Source organism: Acidovorax sp. 99, assembly GCF_003096455.1.
In the GTDB taxonomy this organism is placed as follows: Bacteria; Pseudomonadota; Gammaproteobacteria; order Burkholderiales; family Burkholderiaceae_C; genus Acidovorax; species Acidovorax delafieldii.
Genome location: NZ_QEKU01000001.1, coordinates 835,708 through 860,300, shown reverse-complemented (window position 1 = coordinate 860,300; position 24,593 = coordinate 835,708). Strand labels below are relative to the sequence as shown.

Annotated in this window: 23 protein-coding genes and 1 pseudogene; 7 read left to right on the top strand and 17 right to left on the bottom strand. The window is 67.0% G+C overall.

Annotated elements, in window-relative coordinates:
- The first annotated feature begins 158 nt into the window (after positions 1-158).
- Positions 159-1,275: pseudogene (locus C8C95_RS04075) on the top strand (PHB depolymerase family esterase).
- A gap of 108 nt (positions 1,276-1,383) precedes the next feature.
- Here C8C95_RS04075 and C8C95_RS04070 read toward each other — a convergent pair.
- The 3 genes from C8C95_RS04070 to C8C95_RS04060 all read right to left on the bottom strand — a co-directional run bounded on the left by C8C95_RS04070 (position 1,384) and on the right by C8C95_RS04060 (position 4,862).
- Positions 1,384-2,484 carry a hypothetical protein gene (locus C8C95_RS04070; RefSeq protein WP_056066692.1) on the bottom strand — a complete coding sequence of 367 codons (1,101 nt, stop codon included), beginning with the start codon at positions 2,482-2,484 and terminating at the stop codon, positions 1,384-1,386.
- A 33-nt stretch (positions 2,485-2,517) separates the two neighbouring features.
- Entirely contained in the window at positions 2,518-3,567 is a 1,050-nt protein-coding gene (gene purM, locus C8C95_RS04065) for a phosphoribosylformylglycinamidine cyclo-ligase (protein WP_056066695.1), read from the bottom strand.
- A 77-nt stretch (positions 3,568-3,644) separates the two neighbouring features.
- Complete coding sequence (locus C8C95_RS04060; RefSeq protein WP_116747743.1) at positions 3,645-4,862, bottom strand: MFS transporter; 1,218 nt, start codon at positions 4,860-4,862, stop codon at positions 3,645-3,647.
- A gap of 268 nt (positions 4,863-5,130) precedes the next feature.
- Between C8C95_RS04060 and hda the strand changes: the two genes are divergently transcribed.
- The 4 genes from hda to folK are packed head-to-tail and all read left to right on the top strand — an operon-like array spanning position 5,131 to position 8,726.
- Positions 5,131-5,829 (top strand): DnaA regulatory inactivator Hda, encoded by a 699-nt coding sequence (gene hda / locus C8C95_RS04055; protein WP_056748298.1) that lies wholly within the window; start codon positions 5,131-5,133, stop codon positions 5,827-5,829.
- A gap of 35 nt (positions 5,830-5,864) precedes the next feature.
- A complete protein-coding gene (locus C8C95_RS04050) occupies positions 5,865-6,575 on the top strand; it encodes an HAD family hydrolase (protein WP_116747742.1) in 711 nt (236 codons plus the stop codon).
- A 37-nt stretch (positions 6,576-6,612) separates the two neighbouring features.
- Positions 6,613-8,202 (top strand): polynucleotide adenylyltransferase PcnB, encoded by a 1,590-nt coding sequence (pcnB, locus tag C8C95_RS04045; RefSeq protein WP_116747741.1) that lies wholly within the window; start codon positions 6,613-6,615, stop codon positions 8,200-8,202.
- A complete protein-coding gene (gene folK / locus C8C95_RS04040; protein WP_243415627.1) occupies positions 8,199-8,726 on the top strand; it encodes a 2-amino-4-hydroxy-6-hydroxymethyldihydropteridine diphosphokinase in 528 nt (175 codons plus the stop codon). The genes pcnB and folK overlap by 4 nt, the downstream gene beginning before the upstream one ends.
- A 277-nt stretch (positions 8,727-9,003) precedes the next feature.
- On the opposite strand, the gene C8C95_RS04035 is transcribed toward folK, so the two are convergent.
- The 4 genes from C8C95_RS04035 to C8C95_RS04020 form a co-directional block, all read right to left on the bottom strand.
- Entirely contained in the window at positions 9,004-9,984 is a 981-nt protein-coding gene (locus C8C95_RS04035) for a tripartite tricarboxylate transporter substrate binding protein (RefSeq protein WP_116747739.1), read from the bottom strand.
- A gap of 72 nt (positions 9,985-10,056) precedes the next feature.
- Positions 10,057-10,743: a response regulator gene (locus C8C95_RS04030; RefSeq protein ID WP_116747738.1), complete on the bottom strand. Its 687-nt coding sequence runs from the start codon at positions 10,741-10,743 to the stop codon at positions 10,057-10,059.
- Entirely contained in the window at positions 10,740-12,944 is a 2,205-nt protein-coding gene (locus tag C8C95_RS04025; protein WP_243415626.1) for an ATP-binding protein, read from the bottom strand. The genes C8C95_RS04030 and C8C95_RS04025 overlap by 4 nt, the downstream gene beginning before the upstream one ends.
- A 42-nt stretch (positions 12,945-12,986) precedes the next feature.
- Positions 12,987-14,051 carry a CDP-6-deoxy-delta-3,4-glucoseen reductase gene (locus tag C8C95_RS04020; protein WP_116747737.1) on the bottom strand — a complete coding sequence of 355 codons (1,065 nt, stop codon included), beginning with the start codon at positions 14,049-14,051 and terminating at the stop codon, positions 12,987-12,989.
- A gap of 48 nt (positions 14,052-14,099) precedes the next feature.
- Here C8C95_RS04020 and C8C95_RS04015 point away from each other — a divergent pair, with 48 nt between their 5' ends.
- Positions 14,100-15,044, top strand: a complete 945-nt coding sequence (locus C8C95_RS04015) for an SDR family oxidoreductase (protein ID WP_116747736.1) — start codon at positions 14,100-14,102, stop codon at positions 15,042-15,044.
- A gap of 50 nt (positions 15,045-15,094) precedes the next feature.
- Here the strand turns inward: C8C95_RS04015 and C8C95_RS04010 are convergent, their stop codons facing one another.
- The 7 genes from C8C95_RS04010 to C8C95_RS03980 all read right to left on the bottom strand — a co-directional run bounded on the left by C8C95_RS04010 (position 15,095) and on the right by C8C95_RS03980 (position 20,602).
- Entirely contained in the window at positions 15,095-15,754 is a 660-nt protein-coding gene (locus C8C95_RS04010) for a DUF4124 domain-containing protein (RefSeq protein ID WP_116747735.1), read from the bottom strand.
- A 45-nt stretch (positions 15,755-15,799) separates the two neighbouring features.
- Positions 15,800-16,351: a hypothetical protein gene (locus tag C8C95_RS04005; RefSeq protein ID WP_099730950.1), complete on the bottom strand. Its 552-nt coding sequence runs from the start codon at positions 16,349-16,351 to the stop codon at positions 15,800-15,802.
- A 339-nt stretch (positions 16,352-16,690) separates the two neighbouring features.
- Positions 16,691-17,650, bottom strand: a complete 960-nt coding sequence (locus tag C8C95_RS04000; protein ID WP_015015359.1) for a chemotaxis protein — start codon at positions 17,648-17,650, stop codon at positions 16,691-16,693.
- Positions 17,651-17,789: 139 nt separating this feature from the next.
- The gene (locus tag C8C95_RS03995) at positions 17,790-18,092 is read right to left on the bottom strand and encodes an antibiotic biosynthesis monooxygenase (protein ID WP_116747734.1); all 303 of its coding nucleotides are present in this window, start codon (positions 18,090-18,092) and stop codon (positions 17,790-17,792) included.
- Positions 18,093-18,125: 33 nt separating this feature from the next.
- On the bottom strand, positions 18,126-19,004 hold the full coding sequence (locus tag C8C95_RS03990) for a LysR family transcriptional regulator (protein ID WP_116747733.1): 879 nt from the start codon (positions 19,002-19,004) through the stop codon (positions 18,126-18,128).
- Positions 19,005-19,033: 29 nt separating this feature from the next.
- Positions 19,034-19,438: a hypothetical protein gene (locus C8C95_RS03985; protein ID WP_116747732.1), complete on the bottom strand. Its 405-nt coding sequence runs from the start codon at positions 19,436-19,438 to the stop codon at positions 19,034-19,036.
- A gap of 261 nt (positions 19,439-19,699) precedes the next feature.
- The gene (locus tag C8C95_RS03980; RefSeq protein WP_116747731.1) at positions 19,700-20,602 is read right to left on the bottom strand and encodes a LysR family transcriptional regulator; all 903 of its coding nucleotides are present in this window, start codon (positions 20,600-20,602) and stop codon (positions 19,700-19,702) included.
- A 113-nt stretch (positions 20,603-20,715) separates the two neighbouring features.
- Between C8C95_RS03980 and C8C95_RS03975 the strand changes: the two genes are divergently transcribed.
- Positions 20,716-21,357 carry an NAD(P)-dependent oxidoreductase gene (locus C8C95_RS03975; RefSeq protein WP_108499080.1) on the top strand — a complete coding sequence of 214 codons (642 nt, stop codon included), beginning with the start codon at positions 20,716-20,718 and terminating at the stop codon, positions 21,355-21,357.
- Between the two features lie 92 nt (positions 21,358-21,449).
- Here C8C95_RS03975 and C8C95_RS03970 read toward each other — a convergent pair whose 3' ends face one another.
- Genes C8C95_RS03970 through C8C95_RS03960 form a run of 3 tightly spaced genes read right to left on the bottom strand, consistent with a single transcriptional unit; the run spans position 21,450 to position 24,589 of the window.
- Positions 21,450-22,730 (bottom strand): TRAP transporter large permease subunit, encoded by a 1,281-nt coding sequence (locus tag C8C95_RS03970; RefSeq protein ID WP_116747730.1) that lies wholly within the window; start codon positions 22,728-22,730, stop codon positions 21,450-21,452.
- Between the two features lie 33 nt (positions 22,731-22,763).
- On the bottom strand, positions 22,764-23,333 hold the full coding sequence (locus C8C95_RS03965; protein ID WP_116747729.1) for a TRAP transporter small permease: 570 nt from the start codon (positions 23,331-23,333) through the stop codon (positions 22,764-22,766).
- A 26-nt stretch (positions 23,334-23,359) separates the two neighbouring features.
- Entirely contained in the window at positions 23,360-24,589 is a 1,230-nt protein-coding gene (locus C8C95_RS03960; protein WP_207780568.1) for a fumarylacetoacetate hydrolase family protein, read from the bottom strand.
- Positions 24,590-24,593 lie beyond the last annotated feature (4 nt).

Sequence of the window (24,593 nt, the reverse complement as noted above, 5' to 3'; positions counted from 1 at the left end):
GAAGCGGGTTTTGGAGCCATATCAGCGTTATGCGCAGGTACATATTGCCTTTCAAGCTATCAAAGACATAGCGCTATACGAGCTATGCGGGAAGCTGTTAAGGTGGCTAGGGTTTTCCCTGATCTTTGAACATCGACCGCCAGACCACCTGCCCGCCTATGCCCCGCCGCTCCCGCCTGTTCTCGCTGTCGTCCCTGACGCGGGCCTACCAGCGCAATCTCAAGGCCTTCGCGCGGGCTGCGCGGGCCAGCACCCGGCCGGTGCGGGCCAAGGCAGCGTCCAAACTGCGGACAGCGCCGCGCAAGGCGGCGGTTGCCAAGATGCCTTCCACGGCCCGCACACCGCGCCCCGCAGGCAAGCCGGTGCCGTCGCGGGGCGAGTGGATGTCTGGCGTGGCCCCCGGCCCGGCGGGGGCGCGGCGGTTTCATGCCTATGTGCCTGCCGGGCTGGCCCTGCGCCCGGGCGAAAAGCTGCCGCTGCTGGTCATGCTGCACGGCTGCGGCCAGACGGGGCGGGACATTGCCGCCGTGTCGCGCATGAACCGGCTGGCGGCGCGTCATCGGTTTGTGGTGCTGTACCCCGAGCAGGAGCGCATGGCCAACGCCCACGGCTGCTGGAACTGGTTTGAACGCCGCAATGGCCGAGGCCGAAGCCGCCACGCTGCTGGCTGCCGTGGACAAGGTGGCGCGCCGCCTGCCGGTGGACCTGGCGCGGGTGGCGGTGGCCGGGTTGTCGGCAGGCGCCAGCATGGCGGTGCTGATGGCGGCGCTTTACCCCCACCGGTTCTGCGCGGTGGCCATGCATTCCGGTGTGGCGCCCGGCACGGCCGAATCCGCCGCCACGGCCCTGGCTGCCATGCATGGCCGTCGCGAGGCCCATCTGCCGGACCCTCCTGCGGTTGCCGCTGCGGTCACACCGACAGACGCTACCGTGCTGCCCGTCAGCGCCGCTGCGGCCTTGCCCCCGCTGCTGATCGTGCATGGCGATGCCGATGGTGTGGTGTCGGTGCGCAACGCGGCGGCGACCGCCTTGTTGTGGGCCGGTGCGTTGGGGGCGCGGGCGGGTGCCATCCGCACCTTGCAGAGGGGCCAGCGATACCCCATGCGGGTGACCGAATTCAAGGCCCGGGGCCGTACCGTGGTGGCGCTGCGTGAGGTGGTCGGGCTGGCCCATGCCTGGAGCGGCGGCGCCGCGCAGTTGCCCTACAGCGACCCGGCCGGGCCCGATGCGTCGGCGCTCATCTGGGCCTTTGTGGCCCGTCAATTCGCAAAATGATCGAGAAAATGGCCGCAAGCGCTAGTGCTGATTGTGCTTGCTGCTATCAAAAAGTGACTATCCGTGCGGGTGGCTCCGGGGGGGCCGCAGGCCACTGCCCGGCTGCGGTCACACCAGCCGAGCGGCCACCAGTTCCTTCTTGAGGTAGGCGTAGAACAGCGGCGCCGCCACCAGCCCCGCAGGGCCAAACACGGCCTCGGCAACGAACATCACGCTCAGAAGCTCCCACACGCCCATCTGGGTGCGGCGGCCCACCACCTTGGCGTTGATCACATATTCGGCCTTGTGGATCAGGATCAAAAACCCCAGGCAGGCGGCGGCCGCCAGCGGCGACACCGACAGCCCCACGATGGTGATCACCACGTTGCACACCAGGTTGCCCACGATGGGCACCAGCCCGGCCACGAAGGTGAAGGTGATCAGCACCGGCGTGTAAGGCAGCTGCAGCCCCCACACCGGCAGCACGAACAGCAGGAACAGGGCGGTGAGCAGGGTGTTGAACGCCGCGATCCAGAACTGCGCCGCCACGATCTGGCGGAACGCCTCGCCAAACAGCGTGATGCGCAGCTTGAGCTGCTGGGCCAGCGGGCCGCGCGCCAGCACTGGCGGGCGCACGGCGGCGAGCGCGCCGATGAGCAGGCCCACATAGGCAAACAGCACCCCGGCGAGCCAGGCCCGGCCCGCCATGGCCAGCGCACCGGCCTTGGCGCCCAGGTAGCTGGCAATGATGCGCTGGATGTCGGCCACGCCCTCGGGCAGGTGGGAGGCCATGTCGGCGGGCAGCTTCAGGCGCAGCTCCAGCACCGTGCGGGCCATGTAGGTGAGCAGTTCCTGGTACTGCTGCGGTGCGCTGACCAGGTAGCCACGCGAATGGGTCAGGCCCAGCGCCAGCAGCGCCAGGGGCAGCAGCATCACCAGACCAGCGGCCGTGACCTGGGCCACGCGCAGGCTGGTGGGGGATGGGGCGGCTTGGCGCTGGATCCGGCCCAGCCCCGCTGCAAACCAGCCTGTGAGCGCCCGGGTGAGCAAAAAGCCCAGGCACACACACAGCAGGCCGGGCAGCAGGCCACGCCACATCACCAGCAGCAGCGCAGCGGCCACCAGCAGATAGCTGGCCACCACGATGCCCTGGTTCAGGGCGCGCGGCGGCAGGGTGGTGGGCGTGGGCTCAGGTTGCGCTGAGGGGGGTGGAGCGGGGCGCTGCGCCATGCGCGGTGAGGGGGCGGTGTTGCTGGCCGGGTATCAGGCCACCACCACGGCGGCGCCTTCGCCCCGCGCTGCGATCGTGCCAATCGCGTAGACCTGTTCACCGGCAGCTCGCAGCGTGGCGGCCGTGGCTTCGGCGTTGGCCGCATCCACCACCACCACCATGCCGATGCCGTTGTTGAAGGTGCGGTTCATCTCGATGTCGTCGATGCCCGCCGTCTTCTGCAGCCAGGCGAACAGCTCGGTCTGGGGCCAGCTGCCCTTCTTCAGGTGCGCGGCGGTGCCGTCGGGCAGCACGCGGGGGATGTTCTCCAGCAAACCACCGCCGGTGATGTGGGCCAGGGCCTTGATGGGGTGAGCGGCCAGCGCGGCCAGCACGTTCTTCACGTACAGGCGGGTGGGCTCCATGATGGCCTGCTTGAAGGGCTTGCCGTCCAGCGTGGCGGGCACGGTGCCCTGGCTTTCAGCGCGGTCAATGCACTTGCGCACCAGCGAGAAGCCATTGGAGTGCACGCCGTGGCTGGCCAGGCCCAGCACCACGTCGCCAGGGGCCACGTCCTTGCCGGTCAGGATCTTGGATTTTTCGACCGCGCCCACGGCAAAGCCGGCCAGGTCGTATTCGCCCGCCGGGTACATGCCGGGCATTTCGGCCGTTTCGCCGCCGATCAGCGCACAACCGGAGAGTTCGCAGCCCTTGGCGATGCCGCCGACCACGGCCGCAGCCGTGTCCACGTCGAGCTTGCCGCAGGCAAAGTAGTCCAGGAAGAACAGGGGCTCGGCGCCCTGCACCAGCACGTCGTTAACGCTCATGGCCACCAGGTCGATGCCCACGGTGTCGTGCATGTTCCATTCAAACGCCAGCTTGAGCTTGGTGCCCACGCCATCGGTGCCAGAGACCAGCACGGGCTCCTTGTAGCGCTTGGGCACTTCAAACAGCGCGCCAAAGCCGCCGATGCCCGCCAGCACGCCTTCGCGCATGGTCTTCTTGGCCAGCGGCTTGATGCGCTCGACCAGGGCGTCGCCCGCGTCGATGTCAACGCCGGCGTCTTTGTAGGAGATGGGGGTGGAGGGGGCAGAAGAGCTCATGGGTGGTGTGGTGCTGGTAGGCCCGCCGGGCGGGCTGGAATCCGGGGATTTTAAGGGGCACGCCCCGACGCACTTTCTCAGCCCTGTGGGGAAGGGGGCTTTGGGGTAGAACCATGCCGGACAGATTGCACCAGTACACCGGCCAGAGCCAGCGTGGCAAACAGGATTCCGGCACCAAACGTGGCACTGGCGCCCAGCCGGTCCCACAGCAGGCCTGCCAGCCCGCTGGCCACCAGCAGTGCCACGCCGCTGACCAGGTTGAACATGCCAAACGCCGTGCCCCGCAGGTCGGCCGGTGCGGTGTCAGCCACCATGGTGGCCAGCAGCCCCTGCGTCATGGCCATGTGCAGGCCCCACAGCGCAATCCCCAGCCAGGCGGCAGCGCCCCGGTCGCTGAAGGCCAGCAGCGCATCGGCAGCGATCAGCGCCACCAGCCCCCAGGCCAGCAGCGTAGTGTGGCGGGTGCTGTCTGCCAGTTTGCCCAGCGGGTAGGCGCCCAGTGCAAACACCACGTTCATCAGCACCAGCACCAGGGGCGTCCAGGCCAGCGGCAGGCCTCCCTGTTGTACGCGCAGCACCAAAAATGCCTCGCTGAAGCGTGCCAGCGTGAACACGGCGCCCAGCGCCACCACCCACCAGTAGGCGCCGCCCAGGCGACGCAGGTTCTCGCGGCGGATGGGGTTGGTGCGCACGGCGCTGGCGGCGCGCTCGGGCTCGCGCACGCCCACCAGGAGCAGTGCCACGCACAGGGCGGCCGGAATCACGGCCACCCAGAACACGGCGCGGAAGTCATTGGCCCACAGCAGCATCAGCCCCATGGCCAGCAGTGGGCCCAAAAAGGCGCCCACGGTGTCCAGGGACTGCCGCAGCCCGAATGCCGCGCCCCGCATGCCGGGCGGCGCAAGGTCGGCCACCAGCGCGTCGCGCGGCGCGCCGCGTATGCCCTTGCCCACCCGGTCGAGCAGGCGCGCCGCGACCACCAGGCCCACGGTGGGCGCGATGGCAAACAGGGGTTTGGACAGTGCACCGAGCCCATAGCCCAGCACCGCCAGTGGCTTGCGCCGCCCCCACCAGTCGCTCAACACCCCCGAAAACACCTTGAGTACCAGCGCCGTGGCCTCGGCCGCGCCCTCGATCAGGCCCACGGCGAGCATGCTCACGCCCAGCGTGGTGACCAGAAACACCGGCAGCAGGCTGTGGATCATCTCGGACGACACGTCCATCAGCAGGCTGACGAAGCCCAGCGCCCAGATGCTGGCAGGCAGGCGCTTGGCGGGGGCGGCGGGAGGTGTCATGGTGCAAGGCAGGGGACGGTGGTGCCGGGCGGCGGCCCAGGGGGCTGGCAGCAGACTAAAATCGCGGCCATTGTCGCCCAGCCCCTGCGAGGGAGCCGGTCGGTGACCACGCGCCGTATGCCACTTTGTCGCCGCGCCTGGCCGCAGTCATCGACGGCCCGGTGCCTTCCCACCCACTTGTGATGCCGCTGCTGACCCTCTTCCTGACCGCCGCTTCCGCACCTTCCGCCACGGTTCAGCCTGTACTGTGCGGGCGCCGCGCATGACGATGAAGCAACTGGCGCTGGACATCGGCCTGGCCACCGGGCCCACCCTGGACCGTTTTTTTGCCGGGCCCAACGAGGCCGCGCTGCAGCACCTGCGCCTGGCCGCCGGGGCGGGCAGCAGTGAAGCCACCCGCTCTCCGGTGCCCACCTACCTCTGGGGCGAGCCGGGCAGCGGCAAGACCCATTTGCTCCAGGCCGTGCGCCAGGCCCTGCGCGAGCAGGGCTCCAGCGTGGGCTGGCTCGACCCCTCGGTGGGCGAGCCGCCCGATTTTGATGAACGCTGGGCCGCCGTGGTCATGGACGACGTGCACCTGTACAGCACCGCCCAGCAGGCCACGGCCTTCAACTGGTTCGTCAATGCCATCAGCCCCGCCAGCGGTAGCCAGCGCTGGGTGCTGGCGGCTGGCGATCTGCCCCCCGCCGACCTGCCGCTGCGCGACGACCTGCGCAGCCGCCTGGGCTGGGGCCATGTGTTCCAGCTGCAACTGCTGGGCGAGGCCGAGCGCCGCGCCGTGCTGCGCCAGGAAGCCGACGCCCGAGGCGTGTTCCTGGGCGACGAAGTCATGGACTACATGCTCAACCGCTTTTCGCGCGACCTGGGCAGCCTGATGCAGCTGCTGGACCAGCTCGACGCCTTTGCCTTGCGCACCCAGCGTGCCATCACGATTCCGCTGCTCAAGACAATGCTCGAATCGGAATGATGCTGGAACCCACTTTTGCCTTTTTGTGAATCCGAATGACCTCTGAACCCCGCCGCCTGCGGCTTGCGCTGTTTGATCTGGACCACACGCTGCTGCCGCTCGACTCTGACTACGAGTGGGGCGAGTTCACCATCCGCATCGGCTGGAACGACCCGGTGGAGTTCGCGCGCCGCAACGACGAGTTCTATGCCCACTACCAGGCAGGAACGCTCGATGTACACGACTACGTGCGTTTTGCGACCGAGGCCGTGCGCCTGCGCGGGCCCGAGGCCGCAGCGGCGGCGCACCAACAGTTCATGCGCGAGGTCATCACCCCCGCCATAAAGCCTCAGGCGCTCGACCTGATCCGCCAGCACCAGGCAGCGGGCGACGAGGTGGTGATCGTCACTGCCACCAACGAGTTCGTGACCACCCCCATCGCCCAGGCGCTGGGGGTGCCGCAACTGCTGGCCGTGCAGCTGGTGCGCGACGCCAGCGGCTGGTACACCGGCGAGATTGACGGTATCCCGACCATGCGCGAAGGCAAGGTGCGCCGCATGGAACAATGGCTGGCCGAGCGGCAGCTCAGCTGGGCCGACGTGGAGAGCACCTTCTACAGCGACTCCATGAACGACGTGCCCCTGCTGGAGAAGGTGAACCACCCGGTCGCCACCAACCCCGACCCGCGCCTGCGCGCCCTGGCCCAGGAGCGCGGCTGGCGCATACTGGACCTGTTTGCCGAGCCTGCCAGCCAGACGGCCTCCTGACCCCCTGCGCTCGCAGTCCCCTGATATCTCCCTACCCATGATCAAGAAGTTCATCGACAAACTGCTGGGCAAATCGACGCCCGGGACCTCCGGTGGCAAGCCCCATTTTGGCAAGCGCGAAGAGGTGCCCGCCAGCGTGCACGGCATCAACCCCGAGCTGGTGGACCGCCGCGCCGCCGAGGTGGTGCAGACGCTCAAAGACGCCGGCTTCGAGGCCTACATCGTGGGTGGCGCTGTGCGCGACCTGCTGCTGGGCCTGCGCCCCAAGGACTTCGACGTGGCCACCAACGCCACGCCTGAGCAGGTCAAGGGCCTGTTTCGCCGCGCCTTCATCATCGGCAAGCGCTTTCGCATCGTGCATGTGGTGCACGGCCGGGGCCGCGAGCACGAGGTGATCGAGGTCTCCACCTTCCGCGCCTACCTCGACAATGCCGCAGCGGGTCAGGTGGCTGGCAACGAAAAGACCAGCAAGGCGCAGCTGTCGGGCATGCAGCATGCCGTGGACGCCAGCGGCCGCGTGCTGCGCGACAACGTTTGGGGCCCGCAGGACGAAGACGCGACGCGCCGCGACTTCACCGTGAACGCCATGTACTACGACCCGGTCAGCCAGATCGTGGTGGACTACCACAAGGGTTTGCAGGACGCGAAGAAGAAGACGCTGCGCATGATTGGCGACCCCGCCACGCGCTACCGCGAAGACCCGGTGCGCATCATCCGCGCCGTGCGTTTTGCGGCCAAGCTCAGCCCGCTGGGCTTCAGCATCGATGCCAAGTCGGCAGCGCCGCTGGTGCAGTCGCAGGCCCTGCTGGCCGAGGTCCCCCAAAGCCGCATGTTTGACGAAATGCTCAAGCTGCTGCAGACCGGGCACGCCATCGCCACCATCGAGCAGCTGCGCAAGCTGGGCATGTCCAAGGGCATCTACCCGTTGCTGGACGTGGCCGTGGAGCGCGCCGACACACCGTTTGTCAAAGCGGCCCTGGTGGACACCGACCGCCGCGTGAACGAAGGCAAGCCCGTGGCCCCCAGCTTCTTGCTGGCCTGCGTGCTGTGGGAAGACGTGCGCAATGGCTGGCAGGAGCGCCTGAACCAGCGCCAACACCCGCTGCCCGCGCTGCAAGAGGCCATCGACGAGGTGTTCGACAAACGTATTGGCGACGTGTCGGGCCGCGGCAAGCTGGCCGCCGACATGCGTGAGATCTGGGTGATGCAGCCGCGGTTTGAAAAGCGCGTGGGCAACACGCCGTTCGGCATGGTCATGCAGCCGCGCTTTCGCGCCGGGTTCGACTTCATGCGCCTGCGCGCCGATGTGGGCGAAGTCGAGGAAGCCCTGGCCGAGTGGTGGCAAGACTTCCAGGCGGCGGACGATGAGCGCCGCGACGACCTGATGGACCAGGCCAAGGAAGAGCAGAAGGTCCGCCAGAAAGCGCAGCCTGTGGTCAAGCGTGTGCCTCGCAGTGCACCTGCTGCGGCACCACGTGCCCCTGGTACCGCCCAAGACACTGACCATGCGGGCGGCGAGACCGAATGGGCCGCCGAAAGCGGCGCGCCCAAGAAGCGCCGCCGTCGTCGCCGCAAGCCCGGTGGTGGTGGTGGCGAAGGTGCAGCACCTGCTGCGGCTGGCGAGTGAGTTTGCCGGACGTGGGGGAGCAGGCTGAGCGGCCCTCTCGGGTCTATGTGGGCCTGGGGGCCAATCTTGGAGAGCGGCAAGCCGCCTTGCGCAAGGCTTTGGCGGCCATGGGTCAATTGCCCGGCACGCGGGTCCTGCGCGTGTCGCCGCTCTATGGCAGCGCACCGGTCGATGCCGGTGGCCCGGATTACCTCAACGCCGTGGCCGAGCTGACAACGACCCTGGCACCTGAGGCCCTGCTGGGTGCCCTGCAAGCCATCGAGCTATCTGCCGGCCGCGAGCGCCCCTACCGCAACGCGCCGCGCACGCTGGACCTCGACATTCTGTGGTTTGGCGACCAGGTGATCGACACCCCCACACTCACCGTGCCCCACCCCCGCATGGCGGAGCGCGCGTTCGTGCTGCGCCCCCTGGCCGATCTGGTGCCTGGGCGGGTGGATGCGTCGGCGTTGCAGGCCGTAGCGACTCAGGACATCCACCAGCTGGAAGGCCCGGCTTGGGTGGGCGCTTTATCGGGTGAATAATTTGCTCCTAAATTGGGAGCTTTTTGCGCTTTTTAGATAAGCGCCAGGGCCTGAAAAGGCTTAAAAATATTTCCCTCTGCATTGGCTTTGTGTGCGACAGATGAAACTGACGCGGTCCAACGCCAGTGCCACCGTGGAACCGGCTCCGCCGGGCCTCGGGTGGCGTCTCTCTCGGGGGCTGGGAGGCCGCAGCCGCAAGCCTGCCCGCGCAGGCGAGGACGGCATCGAAGGGGTGCCGCCTCAGGCGGCAGCACCGAGCGGATTGCGTCTCAGGGCGTCAATCGACTTTTGCCCCGGACGCCTTCACCACCTGCTGGTACTTGGCACGCTCGCTGGCCATGAAGCTGTCGAACTGCTGCGGCGTGGTGGCCACGGGCTCCGCCAGCAATGCGGCAAAGCGGGTCTTCGTTTCGGGCGCGTTCAGTGCCGCCACAAAAGCCTTGTTCAGCTTGTCGATGATGGGCTTGGGGGTGGCCGCAGGCGCCACCAGGCCCCACCAGGTGTCGATGGAGAAACCCTTGAAAGTCGCGGACAGGGGCGGCACGCCCGGCAGCGAGGCCGAGGCGTCGAGCGAGGTCACGGCCAGCGCCTTGAGCTTGCCCGCGCGGATATTGGGCGCGGCGGCGGCCAGGTTGTCGATGTTGAAGTCCACCTCGCCCGCCAGCAGCGCCAGCTGGGCCGGGTTAGCGCCCCGGTAGGGGATGTGCAGGGCATAAATGCCAGCGCGCTGCTTGAACATTTCGCCCGCCAGGTGGCCCGCGCTGCCGTTACCGCCGCTGCCGTAGTTGAGCTTGGCGGGGTTGGCCTTGGCGTAGGCGATCAGGTCGGCCACGGTGTGGATCTTGAGTTGCTCGGCCTTGGCGGCGTTCATGACCAGCACGTTGGGCACACGCACCATCTGCGTGATGCCCGCAAAGTCCTTGCCCGCGTCATACGGCATGCGCGCATACAGCCAGGGGTTGACTGCATGGGTGGCGGTGGCGGCTATGCCGATGGTCAGGCCATCGGGTGCGGCCTTGGCAATGGCGTCGGCGCCGATGTTGCCGCCCGCACCGCCCTTGTTGTCGATGATCACTGTGCCCAGCGAATCGCGCACGCGTTCGGCCAGTGCACGGGCCGTCACGTCGATGGGGCCGCCGGGGGCGTAGGGCACGATCAGGCGGATGGGCTGGCCCGTGTCCTGCGCCGAAGCGATAACGGGAGAAAGAACCGTTGCGGCGGCAACGGCGCTGGCGAGGAGGATGTTTCTGCGGTACATGGGTGCCATTGTGCAAAAAATTCGTAAGAAAGCTTATGAAGCCCTGAGGGGGTGATGGTCAGGCGAGGACGTTTATGCCGTACGAGGCGCGCTGAGGGCCACGCCCAGGTCTTCCACCAGCATGCCCAGTTCGTGCGATGAGCGGATGTCCAGCTTCAGGAAGATGGCGGACCGGTGCGTGTCCACGGTGCGTGGGTCGATAGGGCGCTCCGGGTCACGCTGCGCCAGTGCGCGGGCCACTTCCTTGCTGCTGAGGCCGGTGCCCAGCAGTTGGGCCACCTCTTGCTGGCGTGGGCTCAGGGCGTTCCAGCGCTCGCGCAGTTGCTGCTGCCGTTGCGTCTGCCGTGCCTGCGCTTGCGACAGCGCGGAGGCTTTCTCCACAGCGGCCAGCAAGGTGGCTTCGTTGCAGGGCTTTTCGAGCCAGTCCACCGCCCCTTGCTTGACGGCTGCGACGGCGGAGGACAGCTCGCCATGGGCCGACAGGAACACGGTCTTGAGCGCGCTGTGGCGCTGGCCGAGTTCGTGGAATACCTGCAGCCCGCTCAAGCCTTCCATGCGCAGGTCCAGCAGCACGCAGCCGGGGTGGTCCAGTGCAGCCTGCGCCAGAAAGGCCTCGCCGCTGTCGAAGGCCCGCACCGAGTACCCGCGTGCCAGCAGCAGTGCGGCCAGCGATTGGCGCACGCCTTCGTCGTCGTCCACGATGTAGACCACAGTGGGGTCCAGCGAGTCAGCGGCGATGGGGGCAGTGTCGTAGGTCATGGCGCGGTGGCATTCTCGTTGGCGGGGGGGCATGGCAGGCGGATCTCGAAGACCGCGCCGCCGCCTTCGCGATTGCGGGCCTGTAATTGGCCCCCCATGCTTTCAATGATGGAGCGGCAGATGTTGAGACCCAGGCCGAGACCGTCGGAACGTGTGGTGAAGAAAGGCTCGAACAGGCGCTCGGCGATGCCGGGCGGCAGGCCTGGGCCCCGGTCCAGCACTTGCACCAGCGCTTGGCCATCGTCTGCGGCCATGCGCAGCCGCAATTCGTGCCCGCCGGGCGGGGGCTGGTGGGTCTGCATGGCCTGCAGGGCGTTCAGGCCCAGGTTGATCACCACCTGCTCCAGCAGCACACGGTCTGCGTTCACCGGCAAAGGGGCGCCGGCCTGTTCCACACGCACAGGGATCCCCTGGCGGCGAGCCTCGGCGCGCAAGAGCAGCTCCAGCGACTGCTCCACGATGGCAGATAGATCGCAAGGCTCGCGGCTTTCAGGGTGCTGGCGCACCCAGCGGCGGATACGACCCACGATGTCGGCGGCCCGCAGCGCCTGGGCCGACAGGGCCTCCAGGCTGTCGTGGAGGGGGCCGGTCTTGCCCTGGGCGGCCAGCGCCCGTGCGGCAGCCGCATAGTTGACCAGGGCGGCCAGCGGCTGGTTCAGCTCGTGGGCCAGGGTGGATGCCATCTCGCCGACGGTGATCACGCGCTGCACCCGCTGCAGCTGGGTCTCGCGCTGCTGCTGCTGCTCTTCGGCCCGCTTTTGCGCGGTGATGTTGACCACCGAACTCATCCAGCCGATGTGCTGGCCGCTGCCGTCGATGAGGCGCGTGGTGTAGAACATGGTGTAAACGTCCGACCCGTCGCGGTGCCGCAGGCGGTTCTCCCGCCCTTGGGGAAACGCGTTGCCGGCCAGCACGGTGTCGCTGTCGTTCCAGTGCCGGTCGAGGTCATCGGGGTGCCAGTAGGGGTAGGGCGGCAGCTGGCCGATGAGTTCGTCGGCCCGGTAGCCCACCATATCGCACATGGCCGCGTTGACATAGACGATGCGCCCTTCGAGGTCGCGGGCGCGCATGCCCACCAGCAGCGAGTCCTCCATGGACTGGCGGAACGCCTGGGCCTGCTGCAGCGCGTGGGTACGCTCCTGCACGCGCTGCTCCAGTTCGATGCGGGCCAACCGGTTTTCGGCGAGGCGCCTCTCGCGCAACTGCCAGTACAGCGCACCCAGCACCAGCAGGCCCGAAGCCAGCGTGGCCAGTGCCCAGGCCTGTTGCCGCGCCAGGGCCACCACGCGGCTGTCGGCAGTAACGGTGAGGGTCCAGCCCAGGTCGGGCAGCTTCTCTTCGAACGCCAGGTAGCTCTTGCCGCCAGCGCCGTCAAGGCGCAGTTCAGTACCGGGCGGGTCGTCTTGGGGGTGCAGGGTCCAGGGCACGGCGCGCGGGGTCCATCCTGTGCCGTACTGTTCGTTGTGCTGCAGCTGCTGCACGAGTGGGGTGGGCAAGGGCTGGCTGGTGCGGTAGAGCCAGCCGGGCACGGAGCCGAGAAAGACGATGCCCCGCTCGTCCGTCACGAACACTGGATCGCGCAGCTGGGCCCATGGGTCCGAGATGGGTTCCATGCGCACCTTGACCGCCACCACGCCGATCACGCGGCCCGCATCGACCACGGGGGCTGAGACAAACAGGCCGGGTTCGCCCGTGGTCTTGCCCACGCCATAAAAACGGCCCGTCTGGCCCGCCAGGGCATCGCGAAAGTACGGCCTGTTGCCGTAGTTCTGGTGCACAAAGCTGTTGGGGGTGTCCCAGTTGCTGGATGCGAGGGTGAGGCCCTGCGGGTCCATCACGTACAGCATGTCGGAGCCCACATGCTGGTTCACCGCCTGCAGGTAAGCGTTGGCTGCGTCGCGTACGGCCTGCGATGAAGGTTCCTGCAATAACTGGCGTACCAGCGGGTGCTGCGCGGTGGTGAAGGGCAGGTAGTTGTAGCGCGTGGCCACGCCACGCAGCGCCAGGGCTTGCACCTCGCCCAGGCGGCGCAGGTTGTCCCACTGGGCGTCGCGTTCGCTCTGTTCTGCCCATTCGCCCGCGCCCCAAACCAGCAGGGCCGCCAGGCACAGCAGCGTGGCAATGAAGCCTCCGCGCCGGACTTGATGCCAGCGGCGGGGCGCGCCCTGCGGGGCTGGCGGGGCGGGCGCTGCACGCACCATGGGTCGTGGTCCAGGTGTCTTTATCGGCCTTGCGGGGGCGTGTCAGCCGCCGTGTTTGTCGGCTTCCGACGTGAATGCGTCGGCAAAAAACTCTTCCGGCGGCAGGCCGCGCTGGGCGCTGTAGGCGTCACGGGCGGACTCGACCACGATGGGCGCGCCGCAGGCATAGACCTGGTGACCTGAGAGATCCGCAAAGTCGTCCAGCACCGCCTGATGCACAAAGCCTGTGCGGCCGGTCCAGCCGTCCTCGGGCAGCGCGTTGGAAATGACCGGAACGTAGCGCAACCACGGCAATTCGGCCACGCGGGCCTGCACCCAGTCGGCCAGGTACAGATCGCCAGGGCGACGGCCGCCCCAGTACAACACGGTGGGGCGGCTGATGCCCTTGAACTGCAGGTGCTCGATCAGCGCCTTGATGGGGGCAAAGCCGGTGCCGGATGCCAGCAACACGATGGGCTTGTCGGAGTCTTCGCGCAGGAAAAAACTGCCAAACGGACCTTCGACACGCAGGATTTCCTTCTCTTTCATCGCTCCAAACACATGGTCGGTGAACTTGCCGCCGGCCATGTGTCGAATGTGCAGCTCCACGCCCGGTGCCTCTGCCTGGGTGTGCGGCGCGTTGGCCATCGAGTAAGCGCGTCGGGCGCCGTCGCGCAGGATGAACTCAATGTACTGGCCCGCGTGGTATCGGAAGGTGTCTGCGGCAGGCAGCTGCAGGCGCACCTTCATCACGTCGTCTGATTTCTTTTCGAGCGAGGCCACGCGCACTGGCATCTTCTTGACGGGGTAGGCGCTTTCGTCGGTGACCTGGCGCGATTCGAGCACCACGTCGGACAGTGGCTGTGCGCAGCAGGTCAGCACCAGGCCTGCGGCCTCTTCGTCGGCCGTGAGGGCCTTGGATTGGTGGGCGCCGTGCTGCACGGTGCCGCTGAGTTTTTTGCACTTGCACGAGCCACAGGCGCCGTCCTTGCAGCCGTAGGGCAGGCCCACGCCACTGCGGATGGCGGCGGCCAGGATGGCTTCGCCCGCATTGGCACTGAAAGCGCGGCCACTGGGCTGCACGGTGATCTGAAACGCTGCGGTGGTGGCAGCCTCGGCGCTGGTCATGTGTGGGTATCCTTGGAGTCGTCTCTAGCTAAGCAAACGGACCCGATTTTGCCCTCAAACCAGAACCCCCTCGGCGCGCTGCCAGCGCGCTTTCGTCGCGAACGCCTGCTCATCGTGGGCTGTGGTGATGTAGGTCAACGGGTGCTGCGCCATCTGCAGACGGGCCCCGGGGCCGGGCGCATGCAGGTGCTGGCACTGACCTCCAGCGCTGGGCGGGTGGCGGAGCTGCGGGCACAAGGGGCCCGGCCTCTGGTGGGCAATCTGGACGATGCAGGCACCTTGCGCAGGCTGTCCGGCCTGGCGACGCGGGTACTGCATCTGGCGCCCCCGCCGGGGGAGGGCGCAGGGGGCGATGCCTGGTGGCGTGACCCCCGTACCGTGGCGCTGACTCGCGCGCTGCGGCTGCGCACCTTGCCAATGTCGTTGGCCTACGCGTCCACCAGCGGTGTGTATGGCGACTGCCAGGGGGCCCTGGTGCCAGAGACCCGGGCCGTGGCCCCCGGCACACCTCGCGCCCAGCGCCGTGTGAATGCCGAGCGCGCCGTGCGCCACTTGGGCCGTGCCGGCGTGCGGGCCACCGTGTTGCGCATTCCGGGCATCTACGCCCCCGACCGCGAGGGCGGTACGCCTGAGGCCCGCTTGCGCCGGGGCACGCCTGTGCTGGTGGCCGAGGACGATGTGTTCACCAACCACATCCATGCCGAAGACCTGGCGCGCGCCTGCATGGCGGCTGTGTGGAAGGGGCGTCCGCAGCGCGCCTACAACGTGAGCGACTCCACCCACATGAAGATGGGCGACTACTTTGATCTGGCGGCTGATCTGTATGGCCTGCCTCGCCCGCCGCGCGTGCCTCGCAGCACGGCGCAAGAGCAGCTGTCGCTGATGCTGCTGAGTTTCATGAGCGAATCGCGCCGGCTGGACAACCAGCGCATGCTGCGCGAGCTGGGTCTGCGGTTGCGCTACCCCAGTGTGGCCGAGGGGTTGCGAGCCTGAGAGGCTGGAGAAATCCGCGCTCTCCTCACCTTGCCCACATGGGCGCCCGATCAGCGGGGGTAGCTATTGCCCTGGGCGTCGTAGCAGCGGAACACGTTGCACTGCGTGAATTTTTTGGGGGTGGGCGCAGGCGGTTGCACCGGCGTAGGCCGCACCGGGTAATGCGGTGGGGGCACGACGACTACGGGCGTCGTGGTGCTAGTTGACCGTGGGCGGGACTTCTCCACCTCCGCATAGCCCTGAGGGCCCAGGCAGTCCAGGTCGACCTGCCGCTGCGCTGCCTCCACCCGCAGGTTTTGTTCGTAGCCGCCGCCGGTGACGCTGCTCAACACCACATCCAGGTTGCGCCGTGAACGGGCGCACTCCGGGGAGCGTGCGTAGTCTGTGGTTTTGGCAGGAGCGGTCTGGTCGCGTTGCGTATTGCGCCGTGATTCGTTCTCTGCGGCGGTCGCCTCGGCCTGCAGGCGCTGCTGTTTGCGCGCCAGCGCCTCGGCGGCTTCTTCGCGCTCCTGCTGGATCTCCTGCGGAGTTTTGCGGGCCTCCACCTCACGCACGGTGGTGCCGCTGGCGCATTTGCCGTCGGTGTAGGTGACCTTGCCCGTGGCAGCGTCGGTGCAGCGCACCACCTGCGCCTGGGCACCCAATGGAGGTAGTGCGCCCAGAAAGACCACGCACAGGCCAGCGATAAGGGTATGGGTACGTGGTTTCATGGTGGCTGGAGAGTTGTGGGGGGTAGCGGGGTCAGCGCCAGGCCATCACGGCTTGTCCGGGCTGTTGGACTGCTGACGGGAGCGCCAGTCGTACGGACTCGGGGTGTAGCTGTCGGGTGCCAGGCGGCCGGGGCGGTTTTCGCGGTTGCGGCGGTCTTCGGCAGCGCGGCGATCCCGTTCGGCCTGCTCCCGGCGGGCCTGGTCCTGTTCTCGGGCTCGGCGATCCAGTTCACGGGCCTGCTGGTCGCGGCGTTCGCGTTCGCGGGCTGCCCGGTCGCGCTCAGCGCGGTCACGGTCACGCTCTCTTTCGCGCCAGTCATTGCGGTTGCGGTCGTTGTCCCACCGGTTGTCGTCGCGGTCACGTCCGCCGTAGTAGACGGCGGGCGGTGGCGGCGGGGCCGAATAGATCACGCCAGGCGCACGGTACACAGGCGGCGCCTGGTACACCGGCGGCGGGGCACTGTAGATGTAGCCTGGCTGTTCGTACACCGGGTAGCGCGGAGAGTCGTAATAAGGGTCGCCCGGCACGGTGGCACACCCCGTCACCAGGGCCCCCAGGACCGTGGCGGAAAGAATGCGGGTGATGGTGTAGGTCATGGTGATCAGACTCCGGCCGGGTGGGCGCGTTCCGCCTTGTCCGTAAAGCCCATGAAAAGCGCTCCGGTGGAGCGTTACAAATTTCAGGGGTCTGGCACAGGGGGCCAATCACTTTAGCGCGTGGGGATGGCTTTTGGTTGACTCGGCGCATGCACAGGTGCCGATGTAGGCTGTAACAACCCGTGAATATGGGGCGCGCCCGCTGCTTGATATCGTCAAAAATGATAGCTATCAGAGTACGTTTTATGGACGCAATCAACTGATTCAAGCAAAAAATCGGACCCGCAAAAAACAAACGGCCCCGCAAGGCCGTTGTACTCCAGCGGATAGGGTGCCGGTTTACTTGGGCAGTACGCGGCGGATGGTCTCCGCCAGGTCTTCCGCCACAAACTTGGCTACATAGCCATCGGCCCCGACGCTGCGCACATGGTCTTCGTTGGCCGAGCCCGACAGCGAGGAGTGGATGACCACCGGCAGCCCATGAAAGCGGGCGTCCTGCTTGATGTTGCGCGTCAGCGTGAAGCCGTCCATCTCCGGCATTTCCAGGTCGGTCAACACCATGGCCACGCGGTCAAGCACCGTCTTGCCCTCGGCCTCGGCACTTTTGGCGATGGCATTGAGCCGGTCCCAGGCCTCCTTGCCGGATTTCACCATTTCATATGGCGCGTTGAGCACCTTGAGTTCTTGCTCGATGAGCGAGCGGGCCACGAACGAGTCGTCCGCCGCCAGGATGATGCAACCAGGCTTGAGCTTGAGCTTGGCGCCCACCTTTTCCTCTGTGACCTCGTGACCGTCAGAGGGCGAGATCATCTGCAGGATGGCTTCCACGTCCAGCACCTGCGCGAGGCGGGACTCGTCGGTGTTGCCGTCCAGACGGGCAATGCTGGTCACCAGCTTGCCAGCAGCGCCGCTGGTTTCCGCCGACAGCACCTGTTTCCAGTCCAGGCGCACGATGTCTTCCACCGACTCGACCGCAAACGCCTGGGTGGTGCGTGCGTACTCTGTCACCAGCATGATGTTCAGGCCCGTCTGTGGCTTGCAACCCACGATGGAGGGCAGGTCCAGCACCGGAATCACCTGTCCGCGCAGGTTCACCACCCCAAGCGAATGGGCCGTGGTGCCCGCAATCGGCGTGATGCTGGGCATGGCCACGATCTCGCGGATCTTGAAGACATTGATACCGAACAGCTCGGACTTGCCCAAGGCGCTGTCGATGCCCAGGCGAAACAGCAGCAGCTCGAACTTGTTGGTGCTGGTGAGGTTGGTCCGCTCGTCGATGTCCTGCTGGATGGCTTTCATGTTGGATCCTTCGCGCGGTAATGAAGATACGAAGATACGCGCTTTTACAAATTCTAGGACCCAAACGGCACGCGCAGTGCGCTAAATCTTCAGGCAATACCCGAATAGTGCGCTGCAGCATCCGTGCGTGGCGGCGCCGTCACACCCTGTCCGGCGTGACCGGCTCAAAGTGCACAACGGTGGGGAACGGATCGTAAAAATGGTGCAGCAGCCCTTTCCACTCCTGGTACTGGGCGGACTGGCGGAAACCCACCTCGTGGTCGGCCAGGGTGGCCCAGCGCACCAGCAGTACATAGTCCTGTGGCCGCTCCATGCAATGCCCCAGCTCATGGGACAGGTAGCCGGGCATGGAGGCAATGATGCGCTGCGCCTGGGCAAACGCCTGTTCAAACGCGCTGTTCTGGCCGGGGCGGATGGTGAGGTGGGCAATTTCCAGAATCATGGGGGTGGCCTGAGGGGTGGATGGGGCAGGGGATCAGACCACATTGCTGCGCTGCGTGGGCTCGGGCTGGGCTGCGGTGGCCTTCATGCCGTCCGCCAGGCGGTGCAGCAGACCGAGCAGGGGCGCGTCCGACGCGTCGCAGGCCAGGCCGATGTGGCGCGAGAAGGCCAGGGGCCCGTCCAGCGGGCGGGTGAGCGCGCGGCGCGCCTGGGCTGCATGCGACTGCGGCACCACGGCCAAGCCCATGCCCGCGTCCACCATGTGCAGCAGCAGCTCCTCGCGCGCAGCACTGGCCTGCACCTGCAGCGCAATCCCCCGCTCGGCCAGCAGACGGATGAAGGACTGGTGCAGCGGGCAATAGGGCCACTCGATGAGGGGCAGGTTTTCAATGTCTGCTAGGCCAAAGCGCTTCTTGAAGCGCAGCGGGTGCTGCTCGGGCACCAGCATCACATAGGGCTCGTGCCACAGCGGCACAAAGGTGTCGCCCGGCGGCTTGCAGTGCTCGGCCACCATGCGCAGCCGCGCTTCTTGCGCGCTGGCGGTGAGCCGCACCATGGTGTGGGGCAGCTCCTGCGCGATGTGTGCGAACAGGGGCGCGGCCTGCTGCACCATCAGGTCGTCCTGCAGGAAGATGCCCAGCGTTTCACGTGGTGCATCGCGAAAGTCGCGCACCATGGCGCTGGACTGGGCCAGCAGGCTGCAGGCGCGGGGGTACAGCCGGTGCGCGGCGGGCGTAGGCGCCAGGCCCTGGCGGCTGCGCTCGAAAAGGGTGGTTTCGAGCGCATCCTCCAGCCCCTTGATGGCCATGCTGATGGACGGCTGCGCCACAAAACAGCGGCGCGATGCGGCAGTGACCGAGCGCTCTTCATAGGCCGCTACAAAGTAGCCCAGGGCGCGCAGGTCAAACAGCATGGTGGCGGAGCCTTTCTTGGATCGGGTTGTCAGACCGGGGTGATGGTGGTAACGGTCTCGCGGAAATAGTCCACCTGGCCGTTCTGCGAATGGCTGGTGATCCAGGTCACGGATTCCACCTCGCGCTGTTGTACCGCATAAAAGAAGCGCTGGTGAAAGTGTGTGAGCACCCAGTCATTGCCCAGCGGCTGGCTGTGGGTGTGCAGGATCTCCGTGCCGCGCGGGAACACCTCCACCCCCAGGCGCTGCACCACGGCCATCGCCTCGGCCTTGTTGCGGGCGATTTGCCAACGGGTATCGGCGTCATCGCGGTAGTGGTCGATGCGGAAGTCCACATCGTCGGCAATGGTGGCCAGCAGTGTGGGCACGTCCTGCTGCTCGAAGGCGGTCAGCACGCGGTCGATGGGGAAGATCAGTGGCGGGTTGGTCGTCATGTCGGGTCTCCGGTGGGTGGTGGGGTCAATCCATCAAACAAACCCTGGCCAGGGAGCCGCAACTGTAGGCAGAGCACGGCGCCCACACAACGATGGAATTTGTGGGTCCGTGCGATAAAAAATCGATGGGTGCCGACGAGCAAGGCTCGGAGCGGCTCACAAAACCCAGCGTAGCGGTTCTGGCCAGGCGCTGCGTCGCAGGCAGTGCGAGCAGTACGACAAGACGCGGCAACGACGCCAGAAGCGTTTTGTTGGCCGCTCTCAGTCCGAAATCCCGGGCACCTGCCGCAGGTAGGCATGCAGTGCCGCAATCGACTGGCGCACCTTGGCGGGCTGGGCATCGCGTTGGGGCGTGACGGCCCAGATGTCCAGCGTGCCAAACGACCAGTCGGGCAGCAGGCGCACCAGCCGCCCGGCCTGCAGTGCTTCGTGCGAATCCATGCTGCCCACCAACGCCAGGCCCAGCCCGGCCTCGCACATCTGCTGGATCGAGAGCTGGTTGTTGCTGGCAATGCGCGGCTCCACCCGCAGTGCGCGCGGCTCGCCGCTGGGACTGCGCAGGTCGACGAGCAACCCACCCCCCTCCCGCGCAAAGCCCAGCCAGCTATGAGACAGCAGCGCATCCGGGTGCTGGGGCACGCCGTGTGCGGCCACCCATTCGGGTGATGCGCACAGGTACCAACTCATGCCCCCCAGGCGCCGGGCCGCCCAGGTCGAATCCGCCAGGCGCCCGTAGCGCACGGCCAGGTCGATGCGGGCGTTGATGAGGTCGATGGTGGAGTCGTCCACCAGCAGCCGCAGGCGCAGCGCCGGGTGCGCGGCCAGCAGTTCACCCAGGGCGGGTGCGATGTGCCGCGCAAAACCCACGGTGGCCGACATCCGCAATTCGCCACTGGGCGCATCGCGGGAGGCGGCCAGCTCGGCGCGCGCTTGCTCCGCCGCCGCCCACATGGCAGCGCAGCGCGCGTGGTAACGCTGGCCCGCCTCGGTGAGCGCTAACTTGCGCGTGGAGCGGTGCAGCAGCGTCACGCCGCCGTCGCTTTCGAGCTTGCGCACCTGCTGGCTCACCGCCGAAGTGCTCATGCCCAGGGCGCGCGCGGCGCCGCTCATCGAGCCGTGCTGCACCACCGAGGCAAAAACAGCCATGCGTTTGAGATCTTCCATGCGTTCGATTGTGAAGTACAGCTTCAAAGATAAGGCGGTTTTAGCCATCTACCGCCTGTTTTGACAAGCTCCTATTCTCGCTACATCACAACTTTGACCCCAAGGACATCGATATGAACATCGCCCTGATTGGCGCCACCGGCTTTGTCGGCTCGGCCGTGCTGAACGAACTGCTGCAACGCGGCCACCGCGTGACCGTGCTGGCCCGCAATCCCGCAAAGCTCACGGCCCGCGAAGGTCTGACCGTGGTCGCCGCAGACGCGCAGGACGCCACCCAGGTGGCCAAGGCCGTTGCAGGCCACGACGCGGTGGTGAGCGCCTACAACCCCGGCTGGACGGTGCCAGACATCCACGACCAGTTCCTCAAGGGCACGCGCGCCATCATCGACGGCACCAAGGCGGCTGGTGTGCGCCGCCTGCTGGTGGTGGGCGGCGCGGGCAGCCTGTTTGTGGCGCCCGGTGTGCAACTGGTGGACACGCCCCAGTTCCCCGCCGAATGGAAGCAGGGCGCCCTGGCCGCGCGCGAGGCGCTGAACTGGATCCGCACCGAAAACACGCTGGACTGGACCTTCCTCTCGCCCCCCATCCTGCTGCAGCCCGGCGAGCGCACCGGCCAGTACCGCCTGGGCGACGAGGCCCCGCTGATGAACGGCGACCAGCCTGGCAGCATCAGCGTGGCCGACCTGGCGGTGGCGATGGCCGACGAATTGGAGACGCCACGCCATGTGCAAAAGCGGTTCACGGTGGCGAACTGAACAGTGCTCGGGAGTGAATGACTCCTGATTTGATAGCTGCCAACGCAATATCCACTAGCGCTTGCAGCATCTTTTGCTTCAAATCCTCAGATTCAGCCTGCAAACCACCGCATCGGAACCAGCACGAGCGATGGAAACAGCACCATCAGGAACATCACCGCAAACTGCGCCACCATGAACGGAATGACGCCCCGCGTCACGTCATCCATGCGCATCTTGCCCACGCCCGCCACCACATTCAGCACGGTACCGACTGGCGGGGTGATGAGCCCGATGGCGTTGTTGATGATGAACAGCACGCCGAAGTAGACCGGGTCGATGCCTGCGGCCTTCACCACCGGCATCAGCACGGGCGTGAGGATGAGGATGGTGGGCGTCATGTCCATGGCCGTGCCCACGGCCATCACCAGCACCATGATGGCGATGAGCAGCAGCGTGGGGTGTTCCATCAAGGGCTTGAGCAGGCTCACCAGCTGGCGCGGGATATCCGCCACGGTGATGAGCCAGGCGCTGACCATGGCGGCCGCCACCAGGAACATGATCACGGCGGTGGTCTTGGCGGCACTGATGAATACATCGGTCAGCTGGCGCCAGTGCAGCTCGCGGTAGACCAGCGTGGCCACCAGCAGGGCGTACACGGCAGCGACGGCCGCCGCCTCGGTGGGGGTGAAGACACCCATCTTCAGGCCCACGATCACGATCACCGGCAGGAACAGTGCCCAGGTCGATTCCCTGAGCGCCTGCAGCTTTTCGGCGGTGGATGCCTTGGTTGGTGGCGTGACGTTTTCGCGCTGGGAGACCCAGTACCAGGTGATGGCAATCGCCACGCCCATCAGCAGCCCCGGCACGATGCCGGCCAGGAACAGCTTGCTGATCGATACGTTGGCCGCCACGCCAAACACCACGAAGCCGATGGAGGGCGGAATGACCGGCGCGATGATGCCCGCCGATGCGATGAGTCCGCCCGCTCGTGCCTTGTCGTGCCCGGCCTTCACCATCATGGGCAGCAGCAGGGCCGCCAGTGCCGCCGTGTCGGCCACGGCGGAGCCCGACAGCGCCGCCAGCATGCAGGCCGCCAGGATGGCAACGAACCCCAGCCCGCCCCGCTTGTGCCCCACCAGCGTGAGCGCGAGCTTGACGATGCGCTGCGACAGCCCACCCACGTTCATGATCTCGCCCGCCAGCATGAAAAAGGGCACGGCCAGCAGCGGAAAGCTGTCGGCCCCGTTGATCACGTTCTGCGCCAGGATCTGTGCGTCAAACAGGTCCAGGTGCCACATGAGGGCGACGCCGGAGACCAGCAGCGCATAGGCGATCGGCACGCCGATGGCCATGGCGGCCAGCAGGGAGCCGAGGAAGATAAAAACGGTCATGGAAGAGCGCTCCAGGTCATTGCGGTGTGGGGCTCACTGGCGTGAGGCCATGGGCGCAGGGGCTGTGTGCGGCAACTGGCTGCCCACGGCGGCCAGTTCTTCGGATTCGGCGATGTGCACCAGCTCGCTGTCCGGCATCTGCCCCGACACAATCCGCCACAGGTCCAGCGCCAGCAGCAGGCCCGCCGCCACGGCAAACACCACACCCGACGCATAGAAGATGGCCATGGATGCACCGGTGACCGGTGCATCCACATCCCAGTTGATACGCGCCTGCGCCAGCGCGCCGCTGAACAGCAGCCAGGTGCACCAGATCATCAGCGCGTAGCTGATGGCGAGGCAGATGCGCTGGCCCAGCGGCGGCAGGCGCGCCAGCAGAAAGTCTGTGCCCAGGTGGCCCCGCTCGCGCACCGCCACGATGGCGCCCAGGAAGGTGATCCACACAAAAAGCCAGCGCGAGACCTCCTCGCTGATGGCGATGCCGGAGTTGAACGCGTAGCGCAGCACCACGTTGCCAAACACCATCACCACCATCACGGCCAGCGCCAGGGCAATGAGCAGGTTGATCCAGCGGCAGCAGCGGTCGATGAAGGCATTGAGCATGGTGTTGTCTCCTGTTTTCTTTTGACTCAAAGCGCTGTGCCCTGCAGCAGCCCGCGCTGCGCCAGGTTGGCCATGAAGGCGCGCAGGCCAAAGCGCCACGGCGGCGCAGCCTCGCTGTGTGCCACGCGGTTGTGCAGCCCACCCAGCCAGGCACTCTGGATGGAGACCAGGTCGCCCAGGTGGTGGGTGAAGCCGCCGCCCGGTTGATCGCGGTCTTCGATGGGGGCGAACAGCGTGCCCATGAACAGCATGAACCCGTCCGGGTACTGGTGCGCGGCCAGGGTCTGCGCCACCAGGTCGGTGGGGTCGCGGCTGATGCTGGCCATGGTGTTGATGCCGCGCAGCTCAAAGCCGTCCGCGCCAGCCACACGCAGGTGCACCGTCTCATTGCGCACCTGTTCCAGCCCGAAGCTGGCGTCGAACAGGCGGATGAAGGGTCCTAAAGCGCATGAAGCGTTGTTGTCCTTGGCCTTACCCAGCAGCAGGGCGCTGCGGCCCTCGATATCGCGCAGGTTCACATCGTTGCCCAGCGTGGCGCCCACGATCTGGCCCCGGCTGTTCACGGCCAGCACCACCTCGGGCTCGGGGTTGTTCCAGGCCGAGTCGGAGCGGATGCCGATGTCGTTCCCGCAGCCGACGGACGCCAGCACCGGCGCCTTGGTGAACACCTCGGCATCGGGGCCAATGCCCACCTCCAGGTATTGCGACCACAGGCCTTTGTCTTGCAGCAGCGCTTTCAGGCGCATGGCCTCGGGCGAGCCCGGGCGGATGTCCGCCAGGTTCTGGCCGATGAGGCCGATGACCTGGCTGCGCAGGCCCTGCGCGCGGGTGGCGTCGCCGCGTGCCTGTTCTTCGATCACGCGCTCGATAAGGCTGGCGGCAAACGTCACGCCCGCCGCCTTCACCACTTGCAGGTCGCACGGGGCCAGCAGCCAGGGGCGGCTGGCGTCACGCGTGCCGGGCAGGCTGTTGGCCAGCAAGTCTTCCACGCTGCACAGGTATTGGCCGGTGGCGCTGCGCGCAGCCTCTGCCGGTGCCAGGGTGTCGAGCAGCGTGCTCATGGTGGGGTAGTGCGCGCTGAGGTCAAACACACCTTCGGGCCGCAGTGCCACCACGGCCGGGCCGGGAACGGCACCATTGGGCACCCACACCCGGCCCACCAGCGTGCCTTGCAGGCCGTCGTCGGGAAGCACTTGCAATGCGGCCTGGGGCGCACGGGCCCGTTCGGCAACTGCCGCTGCCGTCATGTTGTTCATGGAG